At 73.2% G+C, this 25,514-nt stretch carries 19 protein-coding genes; 16 read left to right on the top strand and 3 right to left on the bottom strand.

All coding sequences use genetic code 11. The features are described from left to right. Positions 1–12: 12 nt before the first annotated feature. The 13 genes from MNZ39_RS00175 (at position 13) to MNZ39_RS00115 (ending at position 16,801) form a co-directional block, all read left to right on the top strand. Complete coding sequence (locus tag MNZ39_RS00175; RefSeq protein ID WP_242332939.1) at positions 13–714, top strand: ABC transporter ATP-binding protein; 702 nt, start codon at positions 13–15, stop codon at positions 712–714. Further along, positions 711–2,066: an ABC transporter permease gene (locus MNZ39_RS24745; protein ID WP_242332938.1), complete on the top strand. Its 1,356-nt coding sequence runs from the start codon at positions 711–713 to the stop codon at positions 2,064–2,066. The genes MNZ39_RS00175 and MNZ39_RS24745 overlap by 4 nt, the downstream gene beginning before the upstream one ends. Beyond that, the gene (locus MNZ39_RS00165) at positions 2,063–2,794 is read left to right on the top strand and encodes an outer membrane lipoprotein-sorting protein (protein ID WP_242332937.1); all 732 of its coding nucleotides are present in this window, start codon (positions 2,063–2,065) and stop codon (positions 2,792–2,794) included. Before MNZ39_RS24745 ends, MNZ39_RS00165 begins: the two co-directional genes overlap by 4 nt. Continuing rightward, complete coding sequence (locus tag MNZ39_RS24740; protein ID WP_242332935.1) at positions 2,791–4,119, top strand: ABC transporter permease; 1,329 nt, start codon at positions 2,791–2,793, stop codon at positions 4,117–4,119. Before MNZ39_RS00165 ends, MNZ39_RS24740 begins: the two co-directional genes overlap by 4 nt. 367 nt (positions 4,120–4,486) lie before the next feature. Next, positions 4,487–5,503: an ABC transporter permease gene (locus MNZ39_RS24735; RefSeq protein ID WP_242332934.1), complete on the top strand. Its 1,017-nt coding sequence runs from the start codon at positions 4,487–4,489 to the stop codon at positions 5,501–5,503. Between the two features lie 2 nt (positions 5,504–5,505). After that, a complete protein-coding gene (locus MNZ39_RS00150) occupies positions 5,506–6,258 on the top strand; it encodes an ABC transporter ATP-binding protein (RefSeq protein WP_242332932.1) in 753 nt (250 codons plus the stop codon). 10 nt (positions 6,259–6,268) lie between these two features. After that, on the top strand, positions 6,269–7,225 hold the full coding sequence (locus MNZ39_RS00145) for an MlaD family protein (RefSeq protein ID WP_242332930.1): 957 nt from the start codon (positions 6,269–6,271) through the stop codon (positions 7,223–7,225). Then, positions 7,222–7,821, top strand: coding sequence for a membrane integrity-associated transporter subunit PqiC (locus MNZ39_RS00140; RefSeq protein WP_242332928.1), 600 nt, complete (start codon positions 7,222–7,224; stop codon positions 7,819–7,821). The genes MNZ39_RS00145 and MNZ39_RS00140 overlap by 4 nt, the downstream gene beginning before the upstream one ends. Before the next feature lie 112 nt (positions 7,822–7,933). Next, complete coding sequence (locus MNZ39_RS00135; protein ID WP_242332926.1) at positions 7,934–9,265, top strand: hypothetical protein; 1,332 nt, start codon at positions 7,934–7,936, stop codon at positions 9,263–9,265. 150 nt (positions 9,266–9,415) lie between these two features. Beyond that, a complete protein-coding gene (locus MNZ39_RS00130; RefSeq protein ID WP_242332925.1) occupies positions 9,416–9,751 on the top strand; it encodes a hypothetical protein in 336 nt (111 codons plus the stop codon). A 243-nt stretch (positions 9,752–9,994) separates the two neighbouring features. Then, entirely contained in the window at positions 9,995–11,698 is a 1,704-nt protein-coding gene (locus tag MNZ39_RS00125) for an AMP-binding protein (RefSeq protein ID WP_242332924.1), read from the top strand. 2 nt (positions 11,699–11,700) lie between these two features. Then, positions 11,701–14,988 (top strand): fused isobutyryl-CoA mutase/GTPase IcmF, encoded by a 3,288-nt coding sequence (icmF, locus tag MNZ39_RS00120; protein ID WP_242333168.1) that lies wholly within the window; start codon positions 11,701–11,703, stop codon positions 14,986–14,988. 13 nt (positions 14,989–15,001) lie between these two features. After that, positions 15,002–16,801 (top strand): acyl-CoA dehydrogenase, encoded by a 1,800-nt coding sequence (locus MNZ39_RS00115; RefSeq protein WP_242332923.1) that lies wholly within the window; start codon positions 15,002–15,004, stop codon positions 16,799–16,801. A gap of 120 nt (positions 16,802–16,921) precedes the next feature. On the opposite strand, the gene MNZ39_RS00110 is transcribed toward MNZ39_RS00115, so the two are convergent. Beyond that, entirely contained in the window at positions 16,922–17,977 is a 1,056-nt protein-coding gene (locus MNZ39_RS00110) for an AraC family transcriptional regulator (protein WP_242332922.1), read from the bottom strand. A 147-nt stretch (positions 17,978–18,124) separates the two neighbouring features. Between MNZ39_RS00110 and MNZ39_RS00105 the strand changes: the two genes are divergently transcribed. Continuing rightward, entirely contained in the window at positions 18,125–18,922 is a 798-nt protein-coding gene (locus MNZ39_RS00105; protein ID WP_242333166.1) for an electron transfer flavoprotein subunit beta/FixA family protein, read from the top strand. A gap of 9 nt (positions 18,923–18,931) precedes the next feature. Beyond that, positions 18,932–19,885, top strand: a complete 954-nt coding sequence (locus tag MNZ39_RS00100; RefSeq protein WP_242332921.1) for an electron transfer flavoprotein subunit alpha/FixB family protein — start codon at positions 18,932–18,934, stop codon at positions 19,883–19,885. Between the two features lie 3 nt (positions 19,886–19,888). Here MNZ39_RS00100 and MNZ39_RS00095 read toward each other — a convergent pair whose 3' ends face one another. Continuing rightward, on the bottom strand, positions 19,889–22,324 hold the full coding sequence (locus MNZ39_RS00095; protein WP_242332920.1) for a GNAT family N-acetyltransferase: 2,436 nt from the start codon (positions 22,322–22,324) through the stop codon (positions 19,889–19,891). 326 nt (positions 22,325–22,650) lie between these two features. On the opposite strand from MNZ39_RS00095, the gene MNZ39_RS00090 reads away from it, so the two are divergent. Then, positions 22,651–25,056 (top strand): catalase, encoded by a 2,406-nt coding sequence (locus tag MNZ39_RS00090; protein ID WP_242332919.1) that lies wholly within the window; start codon positions 22,651–22,653, stop codon positions 25,054–25,056. 94 nt (positions 25,057–25,150) lie between these two features. On the opposite strand, the gene MNZ39_RS00085 is transcribed toward MNZ39_RS00090, so the two are convergent. After that, positions 25,151–25,501, bottom strand: coding sequence for a DsrE/DsrF/TusD sulfur relay family protein (locus MNZ39_RS00085; RefSeq protein WP_242332918.1), 351 nt, complete (start codon positions 25,499–25,501; stop codon positions 25,151–25,153). Positions 25,502–25,514: the final 13 nt, after the last annotated feature.

Raw genomic sequence — 25,514 nt, 5'->3', positions numbered from 1 at the left:
GGAGGAATGGCAATGTCGCAGGCGCTCATCCGGCTCGAGGACGTGCATCGCATCTACCGCCTCGGCGAGACGGAGGTGCCCGCGCTGCGCGGCATCACGCTCGAGCTGCACGCGGGCGAGTTCACCGCGCTCGTGGGGCCGTCCGGCTCCGGCAAGTCCACGCTGCTGAACCTCGCCGGCTGCATCGACGAGCCGGACAGGGGCCGCGTGCTCGTCGAGGGCGTGGACGCCGCGACGCTCGCCGACGACGCGCGGAGCAGGCTCCGCAACCGGAAGATCGGGTTCATCTTCCAGTCGTTCAACCTCGTCCCGGTGCTCGACGTGTACGAGAACGTGGAGCTGCCGCTCCTCGTCCACTCGCACCTCTCGAAGGTCGAGCGACGCGAGCGCGTCCACCGCGCCATCGACGACGTCGGGCTCCACGACTACGCGCGGCATCCGCCCGACAAGCTCTCCGGCGGGCAGCGCCAGCGCGTCGCCATCGCGCGCGCGCTCGTGACGCAGCCGATCCTCGTCCTCGCGGACGAGCCCACCGCGAACCTGGACTCGGAGACCGCCCGGCGAATCGTGGACCTCATGGTGGAGCTGAACCAGAAGCGGAACGTCACGTTTCTCTTCTCCACGCACGACGAGAAGCTCATGGCACGCGTCGGCCGGCACGTGCGCATCCGCGACGGGCGCCTCGACGGCGCCGCCTCGGGAGCGGCGGCGTGACCGGCGGGTGGAAGCTGGCGCTCCGGAACCTCTCCCGGAACCGCCGGCGGAACCTCGTCACCGGCGCGGCCATCGCCCTCGGGTACGCGGGCCTCGTCCTCCTCGGCGGGTACGCGAACGGGAACGAGGGGCTCATCCGCCTCTCCTCCGTGTACCTCCAGCACTCCGGCCACCTGGCCGTCTATGCGCGCGGCGGGCTCGGCAAGGCGCAGACGAAGCCGGCGGCCTACACCCTCGACGCCGCGGCGCAGGAGGAGATCCTCGCGGCGCTGCGCGCCGATCCGCGCGTCGAGTTCTGTGGGCGCTACCTCCTGGGCACCGGCATCGCCGGCAACGGGTGCAAGACGTTCCCGTTTCGCGGCCTCGGGATCGAGCTCGACGTGGAGCGCCGGATCCTCTCGCACCCGCAGCTCGAGCCGCTCCGGGACGTCGCGCGCCCGCGCGCCGGCCGCCCGCTGCCCGACGCCGCCGGCGAGGAGAGCCCCGTCGCGCTCTCGGTCGGCCTCGGGGGCGCGCGACTCGGGAAAGCGGCCGTGACCGGAAGGGAGGCGGCGGTCGCGCCTGGCGCCCTGGAGTGCGAGGCGCCCGACGTGAAGGCGAGGATCGCGGCGGATCCGTGGGTCCAGCTCGCGGTCCAGACGCACGAGGGGAGCTTCGGGGCGATGGACGCGCGGCTCGTGTCCCTCTTCCAGGCGGGGACGGTGGACGGCGACCAGGCAGGGCTCGTCGCCGGGCTCGATCTCTTCCAGCGCCTGTACGACACCGACCGCGTGACCTACGTGGCCGCCTATCTCCATGATCACCGGGACACGGCTGCGGTGGCGAGGGACCTGTCGCAGAAGCTCGCGGCCGCGGGGCTCGAGGTCTCCATCTACCCGTACGACGACCCGAAGGCGAACCCGTACTACGTGGGCACGATGGAGACGATCGGCGCCGTCGTCACCTTCATCGGGCTCCTCCTCGCGAACGTCGTGGCGCTCTCCGTCCTCAATGCGATGACGCTCGCCGTGCTCGAGCGGACGCGCGAGATCGGGACGCTCCGCTCGCTCGGGTTCACGCGGCGTCAGCTCCTGGGCGTGTTCCTCCGTGAGGCGGCGACGCTCGCGGGGCTGTCCATCGCCGCCGGGCTCGTGCTCGCGCTCGCGGTCTCCGCGGGGGTGCGCGCCGCGAAGGTGCGGTTCCAGCCGCCCGGAGTGGGCGGAACGATCCCGCTCGTGATCGCGCCGAGCGCCGGCATGTGGGTGGGGGCGGCGGCGCTCCTCCTCGTCCTCGCGCTCGGGGCGACGTGGGTCGCGGTGCGTCGTCGCGTCCGCGAGCGGGTGGCGAAGCTCATCGTGGAGGTGGCGGCATGAACGCGGTGCTCCTCGTCGGTTCGCTCCTCCTCGCGGGCGCCGCGGCGGCGCCGGACGCCGGGACGCTGCTCAGGGACTCCGACCGCGCCCGCGGGGGCCTCGAGCGCGGCGTCACGTGGACGGTCGCGGTGGTGGCCACCGACGAGGGCTCGGTCTCGAAGAGCAGCTGGCTCATCCGCGCGCGAGGGAACGACGGCCTCGCCGAGGCGCTCGGGCCCCCCCGCCGCAAGGGCGAGGTGATCCTCTTCAACAACCGGTCGATCTGGTGGGTGAAGCCGGGGCTCCGCCGCCCCATCTCGATCTCCGCCCGGCAGCGGCTCCAGGGCGAGGCCGCGAACGGCGACATCTCGAGCACGAACTACGCGCGCGACTACGAGGGGACGATCGCCGGCGAGGAGGACGTGAACGGCGAGCCCTCCTGGCGGCTCGACCTGAAGGCCCGCTCCAAGGACGTCACCTACGACCGGATCCGCTACTGGATCTCGAAGAAGCGCCGCCTCGGGGTGAAGGCGGAGTTCCTCACGGTGGGGGGCGACGTGTTCAAGGCGGCGACGTTCGAGTACGGGAACCGGGTGCGGCTCGCCGGCGGCGAGGAGATCGACTTCGTCTCGCGCATGATCATCCGCGACGCCATGGGCGCGGGGAACGTGACGGTGCTCGAGTTCCAGGCGCCGCGCGCCGAGACGCACGCCGCGAGCGTGTTCAACGTGAACAACGTCGTGAGGTGATCGTGCGCTCCTCGCCCCCGCTCCTCCGGATCGCCTGGCGCAACGTCCGGCGCAACGCGCGGCACAGCCTCGGCTCGATGCTCGCCATCGCGGTGGGGTTCGTCGCGATCTCGCTGTTCGACGGGTACATGACCTTCCTCGGCGAGAACAGCGCGAACATGTTCGCCGAGATGTTCATGCTGGGCGACCTCATGATCGAGCCCGCCGGCGCGAGCGACGTCGACCAGGGCACGGCGGGGATGGTCCTGCTCGGCGAGCGCGAGCGGGCGTTCCTCGACGGGTTCCTCGCGGACCGGTCGGGCGAGGTCGAGGCGCGGATGCGCTTGCTCTATGCCTGGGGGGTCGCGAGCGCCGGGAAGGCGAGCGCGCCGTTCGTCGCCTTCGCCTTCGATCCCGTGGAAGGCGCGAGGCTCCGGCGGCGCTTCGCCTGGAACGCCGTCGCCGGGAGGCCTCTCCAGCTCGCGCCCGAGAGCTCCGTCCACCTGGGGATGGGGCTCGGGAGCCTCCTCGACTGCGAGCCGGCGGGCCACGCGCCGGCGCGGCGGCGCGACGGCACGCTCATCCCCGAGGAGCGCCCCCTCGCCTGCCGGCGGCCGCGCGTCCAGCTCGTCGCGAGCACCGCGTCGGGTCAGCTCAACGTCGTCGAGCCGGAGGTCGTCGGCCTCATCGACGGCGGCACCACGGACCTCGACGCGAAGCTCGCGAACATGCCGCTCTCGCTCGCGCAGAGGCTCCTCGATACGAAGGGCCTCTCGATGTACCTGCTCCTCCTGCGCGATCCGAGCCGCGCCTCCGCGTTCGGGCGCGAGCTCGAGCGGGCGGCGGCGGCGAAGGGGCTGGCGCTCCACGCGGTGCCCTGGCGCGAGCACACGGCGGGCGTGGAGCACATGCGCGGGATGAAGGTGCTCGGCGTCTTCCGCTCCCTGATGGCGTTCGTCGTCGTGCTCATCGCGGGCATGACGGTCCTCACCACGATGGCGAAGGCGGTGAGCGAGCGGACGCGCGAGATCGGGACGCTCCGCAGCCTCGGGTTCCTGCGGCGGCAGATCGTGGCCCTCTTCGCCCTGGAGGCGGCCCTCCTCGCCGTCGTGGCCTCGGCCATCGGGCTCGTCGCGACGCTGGCGCTCGCCGCCGCGACGAACGCCGCGGGGATCACCTACGACGCTGGCCTGCTCGCCCAGCCCATCGCGCTGGGGGTCCGGTACCTCCCGCGCACCTGGTCCGCCGCGGCCGTCTTCCTCTCGACCGTGGCCGCTGCCGCCGCGGTCCTGCCCGCGCGCCGGGCCGCGCGGGCCCGGATCCCGGACGTGCTCTCGCACACGTGAGGAGCGGCGCTCGCTCGGGGGCGTCGACCGAGAACCGGCGCGCTCGTGGCCCCGGCACGTCGCCGCACGGTGCGCGCCGTCGCGCATCGATGCTCGGGGCGTCACGCGGTCGCGGCCGTTCGGAGCCGCCCGCCCGGGTCCGGACGGTGCGTGAGGAGCGGCGCTACGATGCGGGCGGAGGTTCGCGATTCGCGAACACGACCCAGCCCGGCCAGCCGGCCTTGCGCTCCTCCGCCGGATCGCGGGGCGCGGCCCGGCGGCGAAGGCGCGTGCGACGGTCGAGCTGCGCCGGGCCGTCGACGGATCGCTGCGCGTTCGCCTCGCCGGGCCCTGGCATATCGCGGAGGGCCTGCCGCGCGCGGAGGAGGTGGGGCGCGAGCTGGACCGCGCGCCCGCACCGAGCGTCACGATCGACGGGCAGGGGCTCGCCGCGTGGGACAGCGCCCTCGTGGTGTTCGTCGGCGCCGTGCTCGAGGGCTGCCGCGCCCGCGGCACGCCGGTGGACACCAGCGGGCTCCCGCCCGAGGTCGGCCGGCTCCTCGGGATCGCGCAGGAGTCCGCCGCCCCCGCCGAGCGGGCGGCGCCGAGGCCCGGCGGGATCGAGGGCGTGGGGGTGCGGGCCCTGAAGCGGCACGTGAAGCTGCTCGACGCGGTCGCCTTCGTCGGCGACACCGCGCTCGCGCTCGGGAGGTTCGCGGGCGGGCGCGCCCGCTACCGCTCCCAGGACCTGTGGCTCGTCGTCCAGCAATCCGGCGCCGAGGCGCTCCCCATCGTCGCGCTCGTGAACTTCCTCGTGGGGATCATCCTCGCCTTCGTCGGGATCACGCAGCTCCGGTTCTTCGGCGCGGAGACCTACGTCGCCGACATCGTCGGGATCGCCGTCGTCCGCGACATGGCCGCCCTCATCACCGGCGTGACGCTGTCGGGGCGGAGCGGCGGCGCGTTCGCCGCGCAGATCGCCACGATGAAGGTGACGCAGGAGGTGGACGCGCTGCGGACGTTCGGCATCTCGCCGACCGAGTTCCTGGTCGTCCCCCGCGTCCTCGCCCTCACGGCGATGACGCCGCTCCTGACGCTCTTCGCGGACGCGACCGGCATCCTCGGAGGCGCCGTGGTGGCCACGACGATGCTGCACCAGCCCTTCGCCGGCTACGTGCGGCAGACGGCGCTCGCCGTCACGGCGGGGGATCTCCTGGGCGGGCTCGTGAAGGGCGCGACGTACGGGCTCCTCATCGCGCTCACGGCCACGCTGCGGGGCATGCAAGCGGAGCGCAGCGCGGCCCGCGTCGGCGACGCGGCGACGGAGGCGGTCGTGACGGGCATCGTCTCGATCATCGCCGCCTGCGGCGTCTACCAGTACGTGTTCTTCCTGCTCGGGTGGTGACCGTGGGCGACGAGGTCATCAGCGTACGCGAGCTCACGATGAGGTTCGGGGACCGCGTGGTCATCCGCGATCTCGGCTTCACGGTGCGGCGCGGCGAGATCTTCGTGGTGATGGGCGCGAGCGGCTGCGGGAAGACCACGCTGCTCCGCCACCTCCTCGGCCTCCAGGAGCCCACCGGCGGTGAGGTCCGCTACGGCGGCGAGAGCTTCACGAGCGCGCCCCCGGAGGTGCGGGAGCGCATGCTCCGGCGCGTCGGCGTCCTGTTCCAGGGGAGCGCGCTCTGGACGTCCATGACGCTCGCCGAGAACGTCGCGCTGCCGCTCGAGCAGTTCACCTCGCTCCGCGCCGCGGCCATCCGCGCCGTCGTGCGGCTCAAGCTCTCGCTCGTCGGCCTGCGCGGCTTCGAGGACTACTACCCGTGGGAGCTGTCGGGAGGGATGCAGAAGCGCGCCGGGCTGGCCCGCGCCATCTCGCTCGACCCCGAGATCCTGCTCATCGACGAGCCCTCGGCGAGCCTCGACCCGCCCACCGCGCGCCGGCTCGACGCGCTCATCCTGCAGCTTCGCGACGCGCTCGGCACGACCGCGGTCATCGTCACCCATGACGTCGCGACGATCCTGGGGGTCGGGACGCGGGCGCTGTTCCTCGACGGCGAGGCCCGGCGCGCGATCGCGGAAGGACCTCCGTCCGAGCTGCGCGCGCAGGGGCCGGCGCCGGTTCGCGCGTTCTTCGCCGGGAGCGTGGCCAGTCCGTGAAGGAGGTCTCATGCCGCGGAGGTTGGATCCGAAGTTGGTCGGCGCGTTCGTCATCGCCGCCGTCGCGCTCGGGGTCGTCGCCGCGGTCTACCTCGGCGCCGGCCGCATCCTGCAGGCCCGGGTCCGGTTCGTGGTGGTCTTCTCCGAGGACCTCGCCGGGCTGGAGGTGGACGCGCCGGTGAAGTTCCGGGGCGTCCCGGTGGGGCGCGTCACGAGCATCCACCTCTCGATGGGCTCCGCCACCGAGCCGCTGCGGGAGCTGCGCATGCCGGTCGTGATCGAGCTCAACCAGACGCGGATCCGCGAGATGGGCGGGGAGATCGACCTCTCGGACCCGCGGGCGGTGCGCACCCTCGTCGACCACGGCCTCCGCGCGCGGCTCGCGCTCGAGAGCTACCTCTCGAACCGTCGCTACGTCACCCTCGACATCCTGCCCGACGCGCCGCCCGCGAAGCCGTCACCGCTCCGGCTCCCGTACCCGGAGATCCCGGTCTACTCGGAGCCTGGCCTGGCCGCGCTCCAGGCGGACGCCTCGAAGCTCCTCACCAAGCTCCAGTCCCTCGATCTCGACGGCCTCGTGGCCGATCTTCGCGCCGCCGCGCGCTCGTTCGAGCGGACCGCCGGCGGCGTGGACGCCGCCGTCGCGCGGCTGCCGGGCACGCTGCGTGCGGCGGACGCCGCGATCGCCTCGGTGGGGAGCGCGGCCCGCGCCGTCGACGCGTCCGTGACGCCGCTCGCCGCGGACACGCGCGCCGCGGTCGTCCAGCTCCGCGCGACGCTCGAGCACGCGGAGTCCGCGGTCCGGCACGTGGACGAGCTCCTCGACCCCGCCTCGCCGCTCGCGTGGCAGCTCACGCGCACGCTCGCCGAGCTCCAGAGCACGAGCCGGTCGCTGCGCAACCTCGCGGAGCGGCTCGATCGCGATCCGAGCGCGCTCCTCCGCGGCAGGGCGGAGGACGGGCGATGAGCCGCGCGAACGCGCTCGTGGCGCCGCTCGCGCTGCTCGCGGCGTGCCTCTCGCTCGGCCCGCGACCCGAGCGGACCCGCTACTACCTCCTCGAGGCCGAGGCGACCTCACCTTCCGCGACCCGCCCCGCGCTGCCCGTGCTCGGCGTCGGGCCGGTGCGCCTCCCCGCCTACCTCGACCGGCCGGAGCTCGTGACGCGCGCCGGTCCCGCGCGCGTGGAGGTGGCGAGCGTCGATCGCTGGGCCGCGCCGCTCGACGTCCTCTTCACGCGCGTGCTCGCCGAGGACCTGCGGGTGGCCGTCCCGGCCAGCGAGGTGCTCGGGTGGCCGTGGGCCGTGAGCGCCGCGCCGGAGTGGTCGGTCTCCGTGGACGTGCTGCGGTTCGACGGCGAGCCTGACGGCACCGCCGTCCTCGAGGCGCGGTGGGTCGTGCGCCGGGGTGGCGCGGTCGCGAGCCAAGGGGTGACGACCGCGCGCGAGCGCGGCGCCGGAGCGGAGGTCGCGGCGACGGTCGCGGCGCTGAGCCGGACGATCGGAACGCTCTCCCGGGACGTCGCCGCGGCGCTCGAGGCGAGGTCGGGGACGACGTCGAGGTGATCCCAACGGGAGGCGCTCGTGCGGCCTCCATGGCGGCGACGAGGTCCTCCTCGAGGGACGTCTCCCCGGCGAGCGCCGGTGCTATGGTCCGCCGCTCACGAGGAGACCGCTCATGCCGGACGAGGCCACGCTGGCGAGGACCGTCGCCACCGCCATCCTGGGGATCGACACGCTGTGGGGAGGCGACGTGATGAGCCCCTCCGGCACTGGCCGCTACATCGCGGACTCCTGGTTCTCCGACGAGCCGCTCCCGCAGGCGTACACGCACGCGGCCGCGGCGCGGCTGCGGGAGACGGGTGGCGTCGCCGCGCCGGCGCCGGACGCGGCCGCCCTCGACGCCTACCTCGCGGCGGTGGACGTGCCGGGCGCGATCGACGCGCTGGCCGCCGACGCCCGCGCCCTGGGCGGCCTGCGCGGCGCCTTCCTCGCGGGGCAGGCCGAGTCGCTCCGCGTGATGTGGGAGCTCGTGGAGGAGCTGCGCGGGCGCGGGCCGAAGGTGCCCTACGAGCGGTGCGTGGTCGCCTCCACCGGGAAGCCTCCCGAGCCGTCTCGGCCGGAGACGAAGCGGCAGCTCCTCGCGGAGCTGCTCGGCGTGGACGGCCGGCCGGAGCCGCTCCTCGCGGCCGTCGACGCCTGGCGTGCCGAGCGGCTCGTCCCCCGCAAGGCAATCAAGCTCCTCGCCGACGGCTTCATCGCAGAGCTCGAGGAGGGCACCCGCCGGCACGTGGTGCCGTACCTCCCGCCCTCGCTCCACGCCGTGCCGCGCGCGAACATCGAGTTCCTGCCCATCGAGAACGCCTGGTTCTCGGGCTCGATGAACTACGTCGGAAGGGCGCGCGACGCGCGAGGCGCGCCGCTCTACGAGGCGACCTACGAGATCAACGCCGCGCTCGAGATCTCGGTCCCGGAGTTCCTGGACCTCGTCTCGCACGAGGTGGTCCCCGGCCACGTGACGAACTTCGCGCTCGCCCAGGCCCTCTACGTCCAGGGGAAGCTCGGCTTCGAGGGCACCGTGCTGACGATGAACACGCGGGGCGCCGCGCTGTCCGAGGGGCTCGCCAACAACGCCGTCCTGATGGCGTTCGGCGTCAAGGAGGTCGCGGAGCTGCCCGACCGCGATCTGCGGATCGGCACGCTCCTCGCGCTCCTCCAGGACGACGCCAAGAACCAGTCGTCCTGGCTCACCTGGGAGGAGGGCCGTCCGCAGGACGAGGTCGCCCGGGTGCTCCGGGGCGAGTACCTGTGCTCCGAGGAGCGCGCCGGAAAGCTCTCCGGCGCCTGGGGTCGCCACCCGCTCAACGGGCGCATGTACCTGCCGGCGTACCGGGCCGGCACGGAGAAGGTGGCCGAGCTCCGGCGCCGCCACCCTCCGGAGCGGATCATCCCCGCGCTCTACCAGGTGCTCGGCCTCGTGGACGTCGTCACGATCGATCGCGTGCTGTGAGGCCGTCGCCGGCGGGGTGAGCTCGGGCAAAGGGCGCCCCGCGCCGGCGAGGCGCCCTGTCCTCCAGGCCGCGCGGCCCGGCACGCGCAAGCGAGGCGCCGACCGGTCCCTTTCGGGGCCCGGAGGGTCCTGGGGTATCCTCGCCGGCGAATGAGCTCGAGCTTGTCGCCCGTGTGGCGGGACTACCGGGCGCGCCGCCGGGTGCTCGCCGCCGCGATCGTGGGTTTCGCGCCGGTGCTGGGATGGGCGACGAGGCTGTTGCCGGAGCTCTCCGGCAGCGCCACGCCGGGGCACGTCCTCCTCGCCGCCTGGATCACGGCCTCCGCCGGCGCGGCGATAAGGTTCGCCTCGTTCCGCTGCCCTTTCTGCGGATGCCACTTCCACTGGACGATCTGGGTGGCGAACCCGTTCTCGGACGCGTGCCTCCATTGCGGGTTTCGCAAGTGGCGCGACCCGCACGCCGCGCGCGCGTTCGCGCGACGCTGAACCCCGGACGTTCCCGGCCCGAGCCGCCTGAGCGCTCGGGCGGACGGGGCCGTCCCCCTGACGCGCTCGCTCGCTCTCGGTCGGGCCTGGGGGGGCGGCGGCTCCGCCCCGCGATGGACCGGCGCCGCAGGCGGGGTGTGGCAAAAACTGCCAGGTGACACGGCCGGCTCGGGCATCGTCGCCCGGCGTGGCCCGCGCGTACAGTCACGGGCGCGTCCACACCCGATCTACCGAGGTGCGTCCATGATGAGCCCGTCACGGCCCTTCCTCGAAGCGCGAGACTTCCTCCTCGCCCACCGGACCGACTACGAGCAGGCCTACCGGGAGTTCCGGTGGCCGAAGCTCGTTCAGTTCAACTGGGCGCTCGACTATTTCGACGAGCTGGCGAAGGGGAACGACCGCCCGGCGCTGTGGATCGTCGACGAGGGCGGCAAGGAGGTGAAGCTCTCCTTCGCCGAGCTCTCCCGGCGCTCGGGTCAGGTCGCGAACTTCCTCCGCGCGATGGGCGTCCGCCGGGGCGACGCGGTCCTCATGATGCTCGGGAACGTCGTGCCGCTCTGGGAGGTCATGCTCGCCTGCATGAAGCTCGGCGCGGTGATCATCCCCGCCACGACGCTCCTCACCACCGACGACCTGAAGGACCGCTTCGAGCGCGGCAAGGTGCGCCACGTGATCGTCGGCGAGGCGGACACGTCGAAGTTCGACGCGCTGCCCGGCGACTACTCGCGCATCGTCGTGGGGCGCGAGCGCTCCGGCTGGACGAGCTACGAGAGGGCGGGCGGCGCCCTGGCGCAGTTCACGCCGGACGGCCCCACGGCGGCGGACGAGCCGCTGCTCCTCTACTTCACCTCCGGCACGACCGCGAAGCCGAAGCTCGTGCTCCACACGCACACGAGCTATCCGGTCGGTCACCTCTCGACCATGTACTGGATCGGCCTGATGCCGGGCGACGTGCACTACAACGTCAGCTCGCCGGGCTGGGCGAAGCACGCCTGGAGCAACCTCTTCGCGCCGTGGAACGCGGGCGCCACGGTGTTCATCTACAACTACGCGCGGTTCAACGCGAAGGCGATGCTCGACGTCGTCACGCGCTGCGGGGTCACCTCCCTGTGCGCCCCGCCGACCGTGTGGCGGATGCTGATCCAGGAGGACCTCGCGAGCCACCCGGTGAAGCTCCGCGAGCTCGTCGGCGCGGGCGAGCCGCTCAACCCCGAGGTGATCGAGCAGGTCAAGAAGGCCTGGGGGATCGTCATCCGCGACGGCTACGGCCAGACCGAGACCACCTGCCAGATCGGCAACTCACCCGGACAGAAGGTGAAGCCCGGGTCGATGGGCCGGCCGCTGCCGGGCTACCGGGTCGCGCTGCTCGGCGACGGGGAGCAGCCCGCGCGCGAGGGCGAGATCTGCCTCTCGCTGGAGGAGCGCCCGGTCGGGCTCATGACGGGCTACAAGGACGACCCCGCGAAGACCGCGCACCTGCTGCGCAACGGCCACTACCACTGCGGCGACGTCGCCTCGGTGGACGACGAGGGCTACTACACCTACGTCGGCCGGATGGACGACGTGTTCAAGTCGTCCGACTACCGCATCAGCCCCTTCGAGCTCGAGAGCGCGCTCATCGAGCACGAGGCCGTGGCCGAGGCGGCGGTCGTGCCGAGCCCCGACCCGCGCCGCCTCTCCGTCCCGAAGGCGTTCGTCGTGCTGAGGGACGGCTACGAGCCGAGCCGGGAGCTGGCGCTCTCGATCTTCCAGCACATCCGCAAGGTGCTCGCCCCCTACAAGCGCGTCCGCCGGCTCGAGATCGCGGACCTCCCGAAGACCATCTCCGGCAAGATCCGCCGCACCGAGCTCTCCCGCCTCGAGAAGCAGCGGCACGAGTCGCCCGACGCTCGCGGCGAGCGCGAGTTCTTCGAGGAAGACTTCCCCGAGCTGAAGGCGAACCCGTGACCATCGCGACCGGCGAGCTCACGCCCGTCACCGAGGATCGGCCGAAGCACAAGGTCCGCATCGTCACCGCCGCGGCGCTGTTCGACGGCCACGACGCCGCCATCAACATCGTGCGGCGGATCCTCATGGACCGGGGGGCCGAGGTCATCCACCTCGGCCACAACCGCTCGGTCGACGAGATCGTCACGGCGGCGCTGCAGGAGGACGCCCAGGGGATCGCCATCAGCTCGTACCAGGGCGGCCACCTCGAGTTCTTCAAGTACGTGGTGGACTCGCTGCGGCAGCGCGGCGGGGAGGACATCCAGGTGTTCGGCGGCGGCGGCGGCGTCATCGTGCCCGCCGAGATCCGGGAGCTGCACGCGTACGGCGTCGGGCGCATCTACAGCCCCGAGGACGGCCAGCGCATGGGGCTGCCCGGGATGATCGGCGAGATCGTGAAGCGCTGCGACACGGGCCCGTCGCCGCTCGCCCCGAGGACGCTCGACGCCGTCACCGGCCACTCCGACGCCGCCTGGCGGGCCCTCGCGCGGCTCGTCACCGCCCTCGAGAACGGCGACGCGGACCCGAAGCTCGTCATGGCGCTCCACGCCCAGTCGCGCACCCGCCGCGTGCCGGTGGTCGGTGTCACCGGGACGGGCGGCGCGGGGAAGTCGAGCCTCACGGACGAGCTCATCCGGCGGCTGCGCCTCGACCAGGACGACGCGCTGCGCATCGCCGTCGTCAGCATCGACCCGTCGCGGCGGAAGAGCGGCGGCGCGCTGCTCGGCGACCGCATCCGCATGAACGCCATCGGCCCGTGGACGCACGGCCCGCGCGTCTACTTCCGGAGCCTCGCCACCCGGGACACGGGCAGCGAGGTGAGCCGGGGGCTGCCGGACGTGGTCGCCGCCGCGAAGGTCGCCGGGTTCGACCTCGTGATCGTCGAGACCCCCGGCATCGGCCAGGGCGACGCCGCGATCGCGCCGCTCGTCGACGTGCCGCTCTACGTCATGACCCCGGAGTTCGGCGCGGCGAGCCAGCTCGAGAAGATCGACATGCTCGACTTCGCCGAGCTCGTCGCCATCAACAAGTTCGACCGCCGGGGCGCGGCGGACGCCCTGCGCGACGTCTCGAAGCAGGTGCAGCGGAACCGCGGCGCGTTCGATCGCCCGCTCGACGAGATGCCGGTCTTCGGCACCATCGCGAGCCGCTTCAACGACGACGGCGTCACGGCGCTGTACCAGGCGCTCCGCCCGCGCCTGCGCGAGCTGGGCCTTCCGCTCCGCGAGGGCCGGCTGCCCGAGGTCCAGACGCGCCACAGCACGCACCAGATCCCGCTCGTGCCCAGCGGGCGGGTGCGCTACCTCGCCGAGATCGCGGACGGCGTCCGCGGCTACAAGCGCCGCGCGCGCGAGCAGGCGGCGCTCGCGCGGGAGGCGCAGCAACTCCGCGCGGCGCAGCGCATGGTGCGCGCGGCCGATCCGGACCACCCGGCGCCCGCCGAGGCGCTCGAGCCGCTCGCGCAGGCGCGCGAGGCCCGCCTCGATCCCGGGGCGAAGAAGCTGCTCGCGTGCTGGCCCGAGCTCGTGAAGGCGTACGCGGGCGACGAGTACGTCGTGAAGGTCCGCGACCGCGAGGTGCGGACCCGGATCGTCCACACCTCCCTGTCCGGGACGAAGATCCGCAAGGTCGTCCTGCCCCGGTTCGAGGACGACGGCGACCGGCTCGCCTGGCTGATGCTGGAGAACGTGCCGGGCGCCTTCCCCTACACGGCGGGCACGTTCCCGTTCAAGCGCGAGAACGAGGATCCGACCCGCATGTTCGCGGGGGAGGGGGACGCGTTCCGGACCAACCGGCGCTTCAAGCTCGTCTCCCAGGACATGCCCGCGAAGCGGCTGTCCACCGCCTTCGACTCGGTGACGCTGTACGGCTGCGACCCGGACCCGCGCCCCGACATCTACGGGAAGATCGGGAACTCCGGCGTCTCGATCGCGACGCTCGACGACCTGAAGGTGCTGTACTCCGGGTTCGACCTCTGCGACCCCGCGACGTCCGTCAGCATGACGATCAACGGCCCGGCGCCGGCGATCCTGGCGATGTTCATGAACGCCGCCATCGACCAGCAGGTCGAGCGGTTCGCCGCCGAGCACGGGCGGGAGCCGACGGTGGCCGAGGCGGCGGCGCTCCGCGCCCGCGCGCTCTCGAGCGTGCGCGGCACGGTCCAGGCCGACATCCTCAAGGAGGATCAGGGCCAGAACACCTGCATCTTCTCCACCGAGTTCAGCCTGAAGGTGATGGGCGACATCGCCGAGTACTTCGTGCGCCACAAGGTGCGCAACTTCTACTCGGTGAGCATCAGCGGCTACCACATCGCGGAGGCGGGGGCGAACCCGATAAGCCAGCTCGCGTTCACGCTCGCGAACGGCTTCACGTTCGTCGAGGCCTACCTCGCGCGCGGCATGCACATCGACGAGTTCGCGCCGAACCTGAGCTTCTTCTTCAGCAACGGCATGGACCCGGAGTACACGGTGCTCGGCCGCGTGGCGCGCCGCATCTGGGCGGTGGCGATGCGCGACCGGTACGGCGCGAACGAGCGCAGCCAGAAGCTGAAGTACCACATCCAGACCTCGGGCCGGTCGTTGCACGCGCAGGAGATCGCCTTCAACGACATCCGCACGACGCTCCAGGCGCTCGTGGCGATCTACGACAACTGCAACTCGCTCCACACGAACGCCTACGACGAGGCGATCACCACGCCGACGGAGGAGAGCGTCCGCCGGGCGATGGCGATCCAGCTCATCATCAACCGGGAGTGGGGGCTCGCGAAGAACGAGAACCCGAACCAGGGTGCGTTCGTGATCGACGAGCTGACGGAGCTCGTGGAGGAGGCCGTGCTCGCCGAGTTCGAGCGCCTCGCGGACCGCGGGGGCGTGCTCGGCGCGATGGAGACCGGCTACCAGCGCAGCCGGATCCAGGAGGAGAGCATGCACTACGAGATGCTCAAGCACACCGGCGAGTACCCCATCGTCGGCGTGAACACCTTCCGCAACCCGCACGGCGACCCGGTCTCCGACCACATCGAGCTGGCGCGCTCGACGGAGGAGGAGAAGCGCTCCCAGCTCGACCGGCTCCGGGACTTCCACGCGCGCCACGCGGACGAGGCGCCGCTCGCGCTGCGTCGCCTCAGGCAGGCGGTCCTCGAGGGCCGCAACGTCTTCGAGGTCCTGATGGACGCGGTCCGCGTGTGCTCGCTCGGTCAGATCACGGCCGCGCTCTTCGAGGTCGGCGGGCAGTACCGGCGCAACATGTGATTGGAGGTCAGCCATGAAGGAATACACCGCACCCCTCCGCGACATGCAGTTCGTCCTGCGTGAGCTCGCCCCGATCGATGAGGTCGCCCGCCTGCCGGGCTGCGGCGAGGTGAACCTCGAGCTCGCGGAGGCGATCCTCGCCGAGGCCGGGAAGTTCGCCGCCGGGGTCCTCTCGCCCCTCAACGTCGTGGGCGACCGCGAGGGGGCGCGGGTCGTCGCCGACGGCGAGGTCGTCACGGCCACCGGCTGGCGAGGCGCGTACCGCAGCTTCGTGGAGGGGGGCTGGAACGCCCTCTCCTGCAGCCCCGAGTACGGAGGCCAGGGGGTCCCGCGCCTCGTCTCCGCGCTCGTCGAGGAGATGTGGAACGCGGCGAACCTCTCGTTCGCGCTCTGCCCGATGCTCACGCGCGGCGCGATCGAGGCGCTCGAGCTGAAGGGCTCCGAGGAGCTGAAGGGTCGGTACCTGCCGAAGCTCACCTCGGGCGAGTGGGCCGGCACGATGGTGCTCACCGAGCCGCAGGCGGGCTCCGATCTCTCGGCGGTGCGCACCCGCGCCGTGCGGCAGCCGGACGGCAGCTACCGCCTCGAGGGGCAGAAGATCTTCATCACCTACGGCGAGCACGATCTCGCCGAGAACATCGTCCACCTGGTCCTCGCCCGGACGCCCGACGCCCCCGAGGGCGTCAAGGGCATCTCGCTGTTCGTGGTGCCGAAGTTCCTCGTGAACGCCGACGGCAGCCTCGGCGCGAGGAACGACGTCCGCTGCGTGTCGCTCGAGCACAAGCTCGGCATCCACGCGAGCCCCACCGCCGTCCTCGCCTTCGGCGACAAGGACGGCGCGGTCGGGTGGCTCGTCGGCGAGGAGAACCGCGGCCTCGAGTACATGTTCATCACCATGAACGCGGCCCGGTTCTCGGTGGGCCTGGAGGGCGTCGGCATCGCGGAGCGCGCCTACCAGCTCGCGCTCGCCTGCGCGCGGGAGCGCCTCCAGGGGACGGAGCTCGGCACGCGGAGCAAGGAGAAGGTGGCGATCCTCCGCCACCCGGACGTCCGCCGGATGCTCCTGCTCATGAAGTCGCGGACCGAGGCCATGCGCGCCGTCGCTTGCGTCACGGCGGCGGCGATGGACACGGCGCGCTGCCACCCCGAGGCGGAGCAGCGCGCGCGCAGCCAGGCGTTCGTCGAGCTCATGATCCCGATCGTGAAGGCCTGGAGCACCGACAACGCGATCGACATCGCGTCGCTCGGGATCCAGGTCCACGGCGGCATGGGCTTCATCGAGGAGACCGGGGCGGCGCAGCTCTTCCGCGACTCCCGGATCACCTCGATCTACGAGGGCACGAACGGCATCCAGGCCATCGACCTCGTCGGCCGGAAGGTCGCGCGCGACGGCGGAGAGACGATCCGCCGGGTGATGGCCGAGATGCGCGAGGTCGTGACGCGGCTCGAGCAGGAGAAGAGCGAGACGCTCTCCGCGATCGCGGCGCGGCTGCGCGACGGCGTCACCGCCCTGGAGCAGGCGGTGCAGTTCGTGGTCGCCACGTTCGGACCCGACGTGCGCCGCGCCGCCGCCGGCGCCGTGCCGTTCCTCGAGCTCTTCGGCACCGTCGCGGGCGGCTGGCAGATGGCCCGCGCCGCCCTCGCGGCGCACCGGCACCTCGAGGCGGGCACCGGCGAGGCCGGCTTCCTCCGTGCCAAGATCTCGACGGCCCGCTTCTACGCCGACCACGTGCTCGTGCGCGGCGGTGGGCTCGCGCGGACCGTCGTCGCCGACGCCGACGCGGTGCTCGCCCTCCCGGACGACCAGTTCTGACGGCCGTCGCTCGCTCGGGCCGAGCCCGCCGCAGGCAGCGTGCGCCGCGGCAGGGCTCGGCCCGAGCGGATGTTGCACCGGGGGGGGCGGCGGCGCGCCTGAGCGCGGGCGGGCCCGGACTCAGCCGCGGGCAGAGGCGGGCGCGGACGGCGCGTCGTCGGAGCGCGGCGCGAGCTCGGCCTGGCGCCGGCGGTACTCGCCCGGCTGCACCCCGCTCCAGCGCTTGAACGCGCGGTGGAACGCGCTCGTCTCCTGGAAGCCGAGCGTGGCGGCGATCTCGGCGACGCTCAGGCGGGTGCCGCACAGGTGATGGACGGCCGCGTCCCGCCGCAGCTCGTCCTTGATGCCCTGGTAGCTCGTCCCCTCCGCGTCGAGCCGGCGGCGGAGGGTCGTCGGCGCGACGTGGAACTCGCGCGCGACGTCCTCGAGCCGGGGCCACTCCAGCTGGCCGATGCTCCGGCGGAGCCGGCGGCGCAGGCGCGCCGTCCAGCTCTCCTCGTTCGTGTACTTGAGGAACACCGACTGCGGCGCCGTGCGCAGGAAGGTCTTCAGGCTGCTCGCGGTCTGACGGATCGGCAGCGCGAGGAGCTGCGCATCGAACCGGATGGCCGTGCGCTCCGCGTCGAACCGCAGCCGCTGCGAGTACATGACCGTGTACTCCTGGGCGTAGGGGGGACGCGGGTGCGCGAACTCCGCCGTCGTGAGCGGGATGCGCCGTCCCGCGAGCCAGCACATCAGCCCGTGGACCATGATGAGGAACGTCTCGTCCGCGAAGCGGCGGGCGGAGGCGTCCGCGATGCCGTTCGTCACGACGACGACCGCGTCCCGCCCCTCGACGCGCAGCTCGGCGCGGACGTCGTCCAGGAACACCGCGAACCCTCTCAGCATCCGCCGCAGCGCCCGCTCGAGCGTCCCGGCGTGCAGGACCGCGTGGCACAGCAGGGCGAAGCTGCCGCACTTCATCCGCCGGCGATCGAGGCCGAAGAACTCGTCGTCGAGCTCGCGGTTCACGGCGAGCCAGAGGGCGGAGAAGGACTCGGCCGGCACCCGCGCATGGGGCGTCGCGAGGAGGTCGGCGGGGATGCCGGCGGACGCGAGGACCCGCGCGCGCGCGTCGCCGGAGAGCCCGGCGACGGCGGCGCCGACGAAGTGCATCGAGACGGTGTGCTTTTGCATCGCTCTCGGGCCGGTTCGGGGGCCCCGATGGTACAGCGCCCCTGCGCCGACTGGCAAAAACCGCCAGCCGGCGCGGCGCGCCGGGCATCGCGCCCGCCGTCCGCGGCTGCGTAGAGTCGAAAGGAGCGAGGGAGGGACGGCATGCCGCTGAAGCTGCTGGTCACCGCGAAGCGCGTCGAGGATCCGGAGTCACGGATCCAGGTCAAGCCGGACGGCACGGGGATCGTGACCGAGGGCGTGAACTACAAGCTGAACCCCTTCGACGAGATCGCCGTCGAGGAGGCGCTGCGGCTCGAGGAGCAGCACGGGGGCGAGGTCGTCGTCGTCTCCATCGGCGGGGCGCGGGCGGTGACCGAGCTCCGCGCCGCGCTCGCGATGGGGGCGGACCGCGGGATCCACGTCCGGCACGACGGCCCCCTCGACCCGGTCGTCGTGTCCGCCCTCCTCGCGAAGGTGTTCGAGCAGGAGAAGCCCGACCTCGCCATCCTGGGGAAGCAGTCCATCGACGACGACCAGAACCAGGCCGGCCAGTACCTCGCGGAGCGGCTCGGGCTGGGGCAGGCGACCTTCGCCTCCAAGCACGACAGCCTGGAGAGCGAGGCGGAGCAGAAGCGGCTGCCCGGCCTCGCCGTGTCCGCCGACGGGACGCGCGTGACCGTCGTGCGCGAGGTCGACGGGGGCGTCGAGACGCTGGAGGTCCGGCTCCCGGCGGTCGTCACGACGGACCTCAGGCTCAACAAGCCGCGGTTCGCGTCGCTCCCGGGGATCATGAAGGCGAAGAAGAAGGAGATCCGCGAGATCCCGGCCGCCTCGCTCGGCGTGGACCTCACGCCGAAGGTGGCCGTGAGGAAGCTCGCGGCGCCGCCCGCCCGCAAGGGCGGCGTGAAGGTCGCGGACGTGGACGAGCTCGTCCGGAAGCTCCGCGACGAGGCGAAGGCGGTCTAGGGGGACCACATGGCGAACGTGCTCATCGTGGCGGAGCAGCACGCGGGACACCTCCGGAAGGCGTCCCTCCACGCGCTCTCGGCCGGGCGCGAGCTGGCGAGGCGGACCGGGGGCAGGCTCGCCGCCGCGCTCCTCGGGAGCGGCATCGACGCGGCCGCGGCGGAGCTCGCCGCGCACGGCGTCGAGGTGCACGTCGCGGACGCGGCCGTGCTCGAGCACCCCCTCGCGGAGGCGTGGGCGCCGGTCGTGGCCGACCTCGCGCGGGCGACCGGGTCGACCCTCGTCGGCGCCGCCGCCACCGCCGTCGCGAAGGACGTGCTGCCGCGCGTCGCGGCGAGGCTCGAGGCCGGCATGGCGACGGAGGTCGTCGGGTTCGGCGGAGAGGGGAGCGACCTCACGTTCCGGCGGCCGATGTGGGCGGGGAACGTGCTCGCCGAGGTGGAGATCACGACGCCCGTGAAGGTGTTCACGGTGCGCCCCACGGAGTTCGCGGCGGCGCCGAGGGAAGGGCAGGGCGAGCTCCGGCGGGCGCCGGTCGCGGTCGACGCCGCGAGCCTCCGGACCCGGCACCTCGGCTTCGTGGAGGTGAAGAGCGCGCGGCCCGAGCTGACGGAGGCGCGCACGATCGTCGCGGGCGGCCGCGGCACGAAGGGCGACTTCAGGCCGGTCGAGGCGCTCGCGGACGCGCTCGGCGCCGCGGTCGGCGCGACCCGCGCCGCGGTCGACGCCGGGTGGGTGCCCAACGACTGGCAGGTCGGGCAGACCGGGAAGGTGGTCGCGCCGGAGCTCTACGTGGCGGCCGGCATCTCCGGCGCGATCCAGCACCTCGCGGGCATGAAGGGGTCGCGGGTGATCGTGGCGGTGAACAAGGACCCCGACGCGCCCATCTTCCAGATCGCGGACTACGGCCTCGTCGCCGACCTCTTCCCCGCGCTGCCGGAGCTGCAGGCGAAGCTGAGGTGATCGCTACGCGCCCGTCAGGCTCATCTCGATGAGGCAGAGGTCGGGGCTCTCGGGGTCCCGGCGGATCGAGAACCCCACCCGCGCCATCAGCTCGAGCGCGGTGGTGTTCTCGTGCAGCACCTCGCCCTCGAGGCGGAGGATCCCCCGCGCGCGCGCCGCCGCGATGAGCATCCGGAGCAGCCGCGCGCCGATCCCCTTCCCCTGCCACGCGTCGGCGACCACGATCGCGACGTGGGCGGTCTCGGGGTCCGCCTTGATGAAGCGCGCCACCGCGATCTGCGTCTCCTTCCCCTCGCGCTCGACCAGGGCGACGAGCGCGAGCTCGCGGTCGTAGTCGATCTGCGTGAACCGGATGAGCATCTCCCGGGTGAGCTCCTTCAGCGCGATCATGAAGCGGAAGTGGCGCGCGTTGTCGGAGAGGTTGCGCACGAAGCTCGCCTCCATCTCCGCGTCCTCCGGCCGGATGGGCCGCACCGAGACCGTGACGCCTCCGGGGAGCTGCCAGCGCGCGCCGACGTCCGTCGGGTACGGGTGGATCGCCATGTGCCCGTACCGCCCCGCCTCCGGGAGGGCGGGCGCGATGGAGGTCCGCGCGCCGGACGCGTAGACGTCGTCGTCCGCCACGACGAGGGGCGAGATCTCGAGCTCACGCAGCTCGGGCAGCTCGCTCACGATCGCGGACACCGCCCAGAGCGTGCGCTCGAACGCGGCGACCTCCCGCGCGGTCATCCCGCCGGCGGCGGTGAACACGGAGGCGATGCGGCTCGTCCGCACGAGGGTCTGGATGATGGCCGTGTCGAGGGGCGGGAGCGCGACGACCGCCTCGCCGGCGAGCCCGGAGGGTCCCCCCCGGCCGAAGCGGATCACCGGCCCGAAGACCGCGTCGCGGGCGACGCCGACGTACAGCTCGGTCCCGCTCACCCGCTGCCCGGCGGAGTCGCGATCGCGGATGCCGATGGCCGCGAGGAGCCGGCGCAGCTCCGCGCCGGTGAGCCGGTCGCGCCCGCGCGCGAGCGCCGCCTGCACGATCTCCCGGGCGCGGTCGAGGTGCGGGATCGCGTCGGGGGCGAGCGGGCCGGGCACCTGCCGGAGCAGGCGCTGGTTGCGCGCGTGGCTCGCGAGGAGCGCGAACCCGTCCACCGCCGCCTCCGGCGAGGAGAAGTCCGGGACGCCCGCCTCGAGGAAGCGCGCGTGGGCGCTCCGCACGAGCTCCTCGCCCATCCAGCAGGCCACGATCGGCTTCGAGCGGCCCTGGCTCGCCGCGACGACCGCGTCGGCCGCGCCCGCCGGCTGCGCGCGCGCGAGCGGGGCGAGCATGGCGAGCACCGCGTCGACGTCGGGATCGGCGAGGCAGCGCTCCACCGCGATCCGGTAGCGCGCGGGATCGGCGTCGTCGAGGAGGTCGAGCGGGTTCGAGCGGGAGCACGCCGCCGGCAGGAGCGCGTCGAGCTCCCGCCAGGTCGCGTCGGCGAGCGGCGGGACGACCACGCCGAGCTCGGCGGCGCGATCGGCGGCGAGCAGGCCGGGCCCGCGGGCGTTCGTGACGACGGCGAGCCGGTTGCCGCTCACGGGGCGCGGGGTCCCGAGGAGCCGCGCGGCGGCGAACATCTGGTCCATCGAGCCGACCCGCACGGCGCCGGCGCGCGCGAGCGCGGCGTCGAAGGCGTCGTCCGACGACGCGCTGCCCGCCCCCGCGCCGTGGCGACCCGCCTTCACCACCACGACGGGCTTGAGGCGCGCGGCGAGGCGCAGGCCGCTCAGGAACGCGCGCGCGGAGCGGATCGTCTCGAGGTAGAGGAGGATGCTCTTCGTGGCGCGGTCGAGCGCGAGGTACTCGAGCACCTCGCCGAAGTCGACGTCGAGCGCGTCCCCGAGCGACACCACCGCCGAGAACCCGACCCGGTGCGCCGCCGCCCAGTCGAGCGCGGTGGCGCAGATCGCGCCGGACTGCGAGACGAGCCCGATGGACCCGGGAGACGCGCCCCCGTTCGTGAGGGTCGCGTTGAGCCGCGCGGCCGGCCGGATGAGGCCGACGCTGTTCGGCCCGAGGAGCCGCAGACCGCCTCGCGCGGCCTCCGCGAGGAGCGCGCGGACCGCGCCCGCGTCGAGCGCCGCGCGGCCGGTCGCGCCCGACGCCGGGGGAGCGATCACGGCCCCGCCGACGCGGCGCGCCGCGCACGCGCGCACCACCTCGGGAAGCGATGCGGCGGGCGAGGCCACGATGGCGAGGTCGATCTCGCCCTCCACCTCGGCGAGCGAGGCGCAGCGCCGCACGCCGGCCGGGCACTCCGCCGGCTCGCCGATGACGTGGACCGGCCCCGCGAACCCGCCCGCGACCACGTTCCGGAGGATGCGATGGCCGGCCGACTCCTGGCCGTCGGCCCCGAACACCGCGATGGCGCGGGGAGCGAAGACACGTTCGAACGGGTGGGGGCGCACGCTCCCGCGATGCTACCTCCGACGGCGCCGCCGCGGCGGGCCAGATCTCGGGGGCGTGGCCAACACCCCTTCGAAGGCGGGCTCGCGCCCTCGACGCAGCCTGTCTCCCCGAGGTGCAAAGCGAAGCTGCGCTCCGTGCCTCGCCGGGCGAGGTGGCGGCGGGGGCCGCTCCGCGGCACACCGCCGCGGCGACTGCGCGCCCGTGGTGGCGTCGGCGCTACCGCCGCGGGGGTGGCGGACCGAAGTTGAGGACACCGCACGCGCAGTCGCCGCCCCGGCCCCGGGCGCCAGCTGCCGAGCGGGACCCGCACCCGGGAGTACCGCGCATGGCCGCCAAGCCGAGGAAGCCGTCCCCGCCGCCGAAGAAGTCCACCGCCAAGGCGTCCGCCCGCTCCACGGTGAGCGGGTCACGGCGAGGAACCTCCGCTGCCAGAGCGGACGACGCGCTCGCCGCGAAGCTGGCCGCGACCGACGCGCTCGCCGCCGCCATGCCGTTCAACGCCAACAAGAAGGCCGAGCACGGCGCCCTCGCGCGCAATCCGCCGGAGGGCGCGCACGTGCCGCCGGGGGACGTGGCCGCGACCGGCAGCACGCTCAGCGAGGCGGTCTCGTCCGCCAAGGTGGGGCGGGGCAAGCCGCAGGAGAGACTCGGCGTCAATCCAGGCAACCTGCCGCTCGACCGCGTCCGGGTGGACTCCACCGACCGGGGACTCACCACCAACCAGGGCGTTCCGATCGCCGACGACCAGAGCTCGCTCAAGGCGGGGCTGCGCGGCCCCACGCTCATGGAGGACTTCATCCTCCGCGAGAAGATCACGCACTTCGACCACGAGCGGATCCCCGAGCGCATCGTGCACGCGCGAGGCTCGGCCGCGCACGGGTTCTTCGAGTGCACCGAGGCCCTCACCGAGGTCACCCGGGCGTCGTTCCTGGCGGAGGAGGGCAAGCGCACCCCGGTCTTCGTGCGCTTCTCGACGGTCGCGGGGGAGCGCGGCTCGGCGGACCTCGCCCGCGACGTGCGCGGGTTCGCCGTGAAGTTCTACACGGACGAGGGGAACTTCGATCTGGTCGGCAACAACATGCCGGTGTTCTTCATCCAGGACGCGATCAAGTTCCCGGACTTCGTCCACGCGGTGAAGCCCGAGCCTCACCACGGCATGCCGCAGGCGGCGAGCGCGCACGACACGTTCTGGGACTTCGTGTCGCTCATGCCCGAGTCGACGCACATGCTCCTCTGGGTCATGAGCGACCGCGCGCTGCCGCGGAGCTACTCCATGATGCAGGGCTTCGGCGTGCACACGTTCCGGTTCGTCAACGCCGCGGGCGAGTCACGGTTCGTGAAGTTCCACTGGAGCCCGGTGCGCGGGACCCACTCCCTCGACTGGGACGAGTGCGTGAAGATCAACGGGGCCGATCCCGACTACCACCGCCGGGACCTGTGGGAGTCCATCGAGGCGGGGCAGTTCCCCGAGTGGCAGCTGGGCGTCCAGCTCTTCACGGAGGAGGAGGCCGCCCGGTTCTCGTTCGACGTCCTCGACCCGACCAAGATCGTCCCGGAGGAGCTCGTGCCCGTGCGCCCGGTGGGGCGGCTCGTGCTGAACCGGAACCCGGACAACTTCTTCGCCGAGACGGAGCAGGTCGCCTTCTGCGCGGCGCACGTCGTGCCCGGGATCGACTTCTCGAACGATCCCCTCCTCGCCGGCCGCATCCACTCGTACGTCGACACGCAGATCTCGCGCCTGGGCGGGCCGAACTTCCACGAGATCCCCATCAACGCCCCGGTGGCGCAGGTGCACAACGGTCAGCGCGATGGGATGCACCGGCAGGCGATCCACCGGGGGCGCGTGGCGTACGAGCCCAACTCGCTCGCCGGCGGCTGCCCGTTCCAGGTCGGCGCCGCGGCGGGCTTCACCTCGTTCCCCGATCCGACCCCGGAGGACAAGGTGCGCGGCAAGCCCGAGAAGTTCGCCGACCACTACACGCAGGCCACGCTGTTCTGGGAGAGCCAGTCCGAGATGGAGCAGGCGCACATCGTGCGGGCCTTCCGGTTCGAGCTCACGAAGGTGCAGACGCCGGCGGTGCGGGAGCGCGTGGTCGCGCAGCTCGCGAACGTGAGCGACGCGCTCGCCCGGGCGGTGGCGGACGGCCTCGGGATCGAGGTGCCGGACCCGCTGCCGCCGTCGGGGAGGGCCGCCAAGCCCGAGGTGACGAGGTCGCCGGCGCTCTCCCTCCTCGCGCGCCCCGGCCGTGGCGACGTCGCAGGCCGGAAGGTCGCCATCCTGGTCGCGCCCGGGGTAGACGGCGAGGGCGCGCTCTCCGTGCACCGCGCGCTCACGCGGGCGGGCGCGGTGCCGCGGGTGGTGGCGGCCCGGCTCGGGCCGGTGGAGAGCGCCACGGGCGACGCGCTCGATCCCGACGCGACGCTCGAGACCATGCCCTCCTGCCTGTTCGACGCGGTGGTGGTGCCGGACGGCGAGGCCTCCGCGGCCGCGCTGGCGGCGCTGGGGCAGGCGGTCGAGTTCGTGAAGGATCAGTACCGCCACTGCAAGACCCTCCTCGTGCTCGGCGCCGGTCAGAAGCTCCTCGAGAAGGCGGGCCTGCCGCTCGACGCGGGCGATCCGGCGCTGATCGTCGTGCCGGCCGGCAAGGTCGAGGCGGGGACGAAGGCCTTCCTGCAGGCGGTCGCGAGGCACCGCAACTGGGATCGTGCCCAGGACCCGCCTCCCGTGTAGCCGCGCTCGAGCGCCCGGGTGAGCGGCGAGCGGCCCCGCGAGGCGGGGGCCGCTCCGCAAGGTCGCGGTGGCGTGGCGCGACGGCGCGGGACGCTCAGAACACGAGGACCTTGCCCGCCGCCACGGTGAGCTGGGTCAGCTCGTCGAGGGAGCTGCGCTTCGCCCCCTCGACCACCTCGGGCTCCTTCAAGCCGCGGGCGTCCATGCAGCTCCCGCACAGCAGCACGCGTCCGCGCCGCAGCACCGGCTTCAGCATCCGCTCCAGGTTGTAGTAGCCGTTCGGCGTCGTCTGCCCGGCCTTGGCGCAGGCGACCGCGTCGCCCATGAGGAAGACGTCCACCTCGACGTCTTCATGCTTCGTCAGGAGGTTTCCGGCGAGCCGCAAGCCGTTGTAGCTGCGCTCGGTGCCGTAGGGCGGGTCGTTCAGGATGATCAGGAATCTCATGGCTCTTCGATCC

It is taken from the genome of Anaeromyxobacter sp. SG66 (assembly GCF_022690805.1).
GTDB lineage: Bacteria > Myxococcota > Myxococcia > Myxococcales > Anaeromyxobacteraceae > Anaeromyxobacter > Anaeromyxobacter soli.
The sequence above is the reverse complement of the archived record's forward strand: the minus strand, read 5'-3'. Positions and strand labels throughout refer to the sequence as shown.

Coding starts and splice junctions, on each gene's coding strand:
- MNZ39_RS00125 (WP_242332924.1), top strand. CDS start 9,995: ATGATGAGCCCGTCACGGCCCTTCCTCGAAGCGCGAGACTTCCTCCTC.
- MNZ39_RS00145 (WP_242332930.1), top strand. CDS start 6,269: ATGCCGCGGAGGTTGGATCCGAAGTTGGTCGGCGCGTTCGTCATCGCC.
- MNZ39_RS00140 (WP_242332928.1), top strand. CDS start 7,222: ATGAGCCGCGCGAACGCGCTCGTGGCGCCGCTCGCGCTGCTCGCGGCG.
- MNZ39_RS00115 (WP_242332923.1), top strand. CDS start 15,002: ATGAAGGAATACACCGCACCCCTCCGCGACATGCAGTTCGTCCTGCGT.
- MNZ39_RS00165 (WP_242332937.1), top strand. CDS start 2,063: ATGAACGCGGTGCTCCTCGTCGGTTCGCTCCTCCTCGCGGGCGCCGCG.
- MNZ39_RS00110 (WP_242332922.1), bottom strand. CDS start 17,977: ATGCAAAAGCACACCGTCTCGATGCACTTCGTCGGCGCCGCCGTCGCC.
- MNZ39_RS00175 (WP_242332939.1), top strand. CDS start 13: ATGTCGCAGGCGCTCATCCGGCTCGAGGACGTGCATCGCATCTACCGC.
- MNZ39_RS00135 (WP_242332926.1), top strand. CDS start 7,934: ATGCCGGACGAGGCCACGCTGGCGAGGACCGTCGCCACCGCCATCCTG.
- MNZ39_RS00100 (WP_242332921.1), top strand. CDS start 18,932: ATGGCGAACGTGCTCATCGTGGCGGAGCAGCACGCGGGACACCTCCGG.
- MNZ39_RS00085 (WP_242332918.1), bottom strand. CDS start 25,501: ATGAGATTCCTGATCATCCTGAACGACCCGCCCTACGGCACCGAGCGC.
- MNZ39_RS00130 (WP_242332925.1), top strand. CDS start 9,416: ATGAGCTCGAGCTTGTCGCCCGTGTGGCGGGACTACCGGGCGCGCCGC.
- MNZ39_RS00090 (WP_242332919.1), top strand. CDS start 22,651: ATGGCCGCCAAGCCGAGGAAGCCGTCCCCGCCGCCGAAGAAGTCCACC.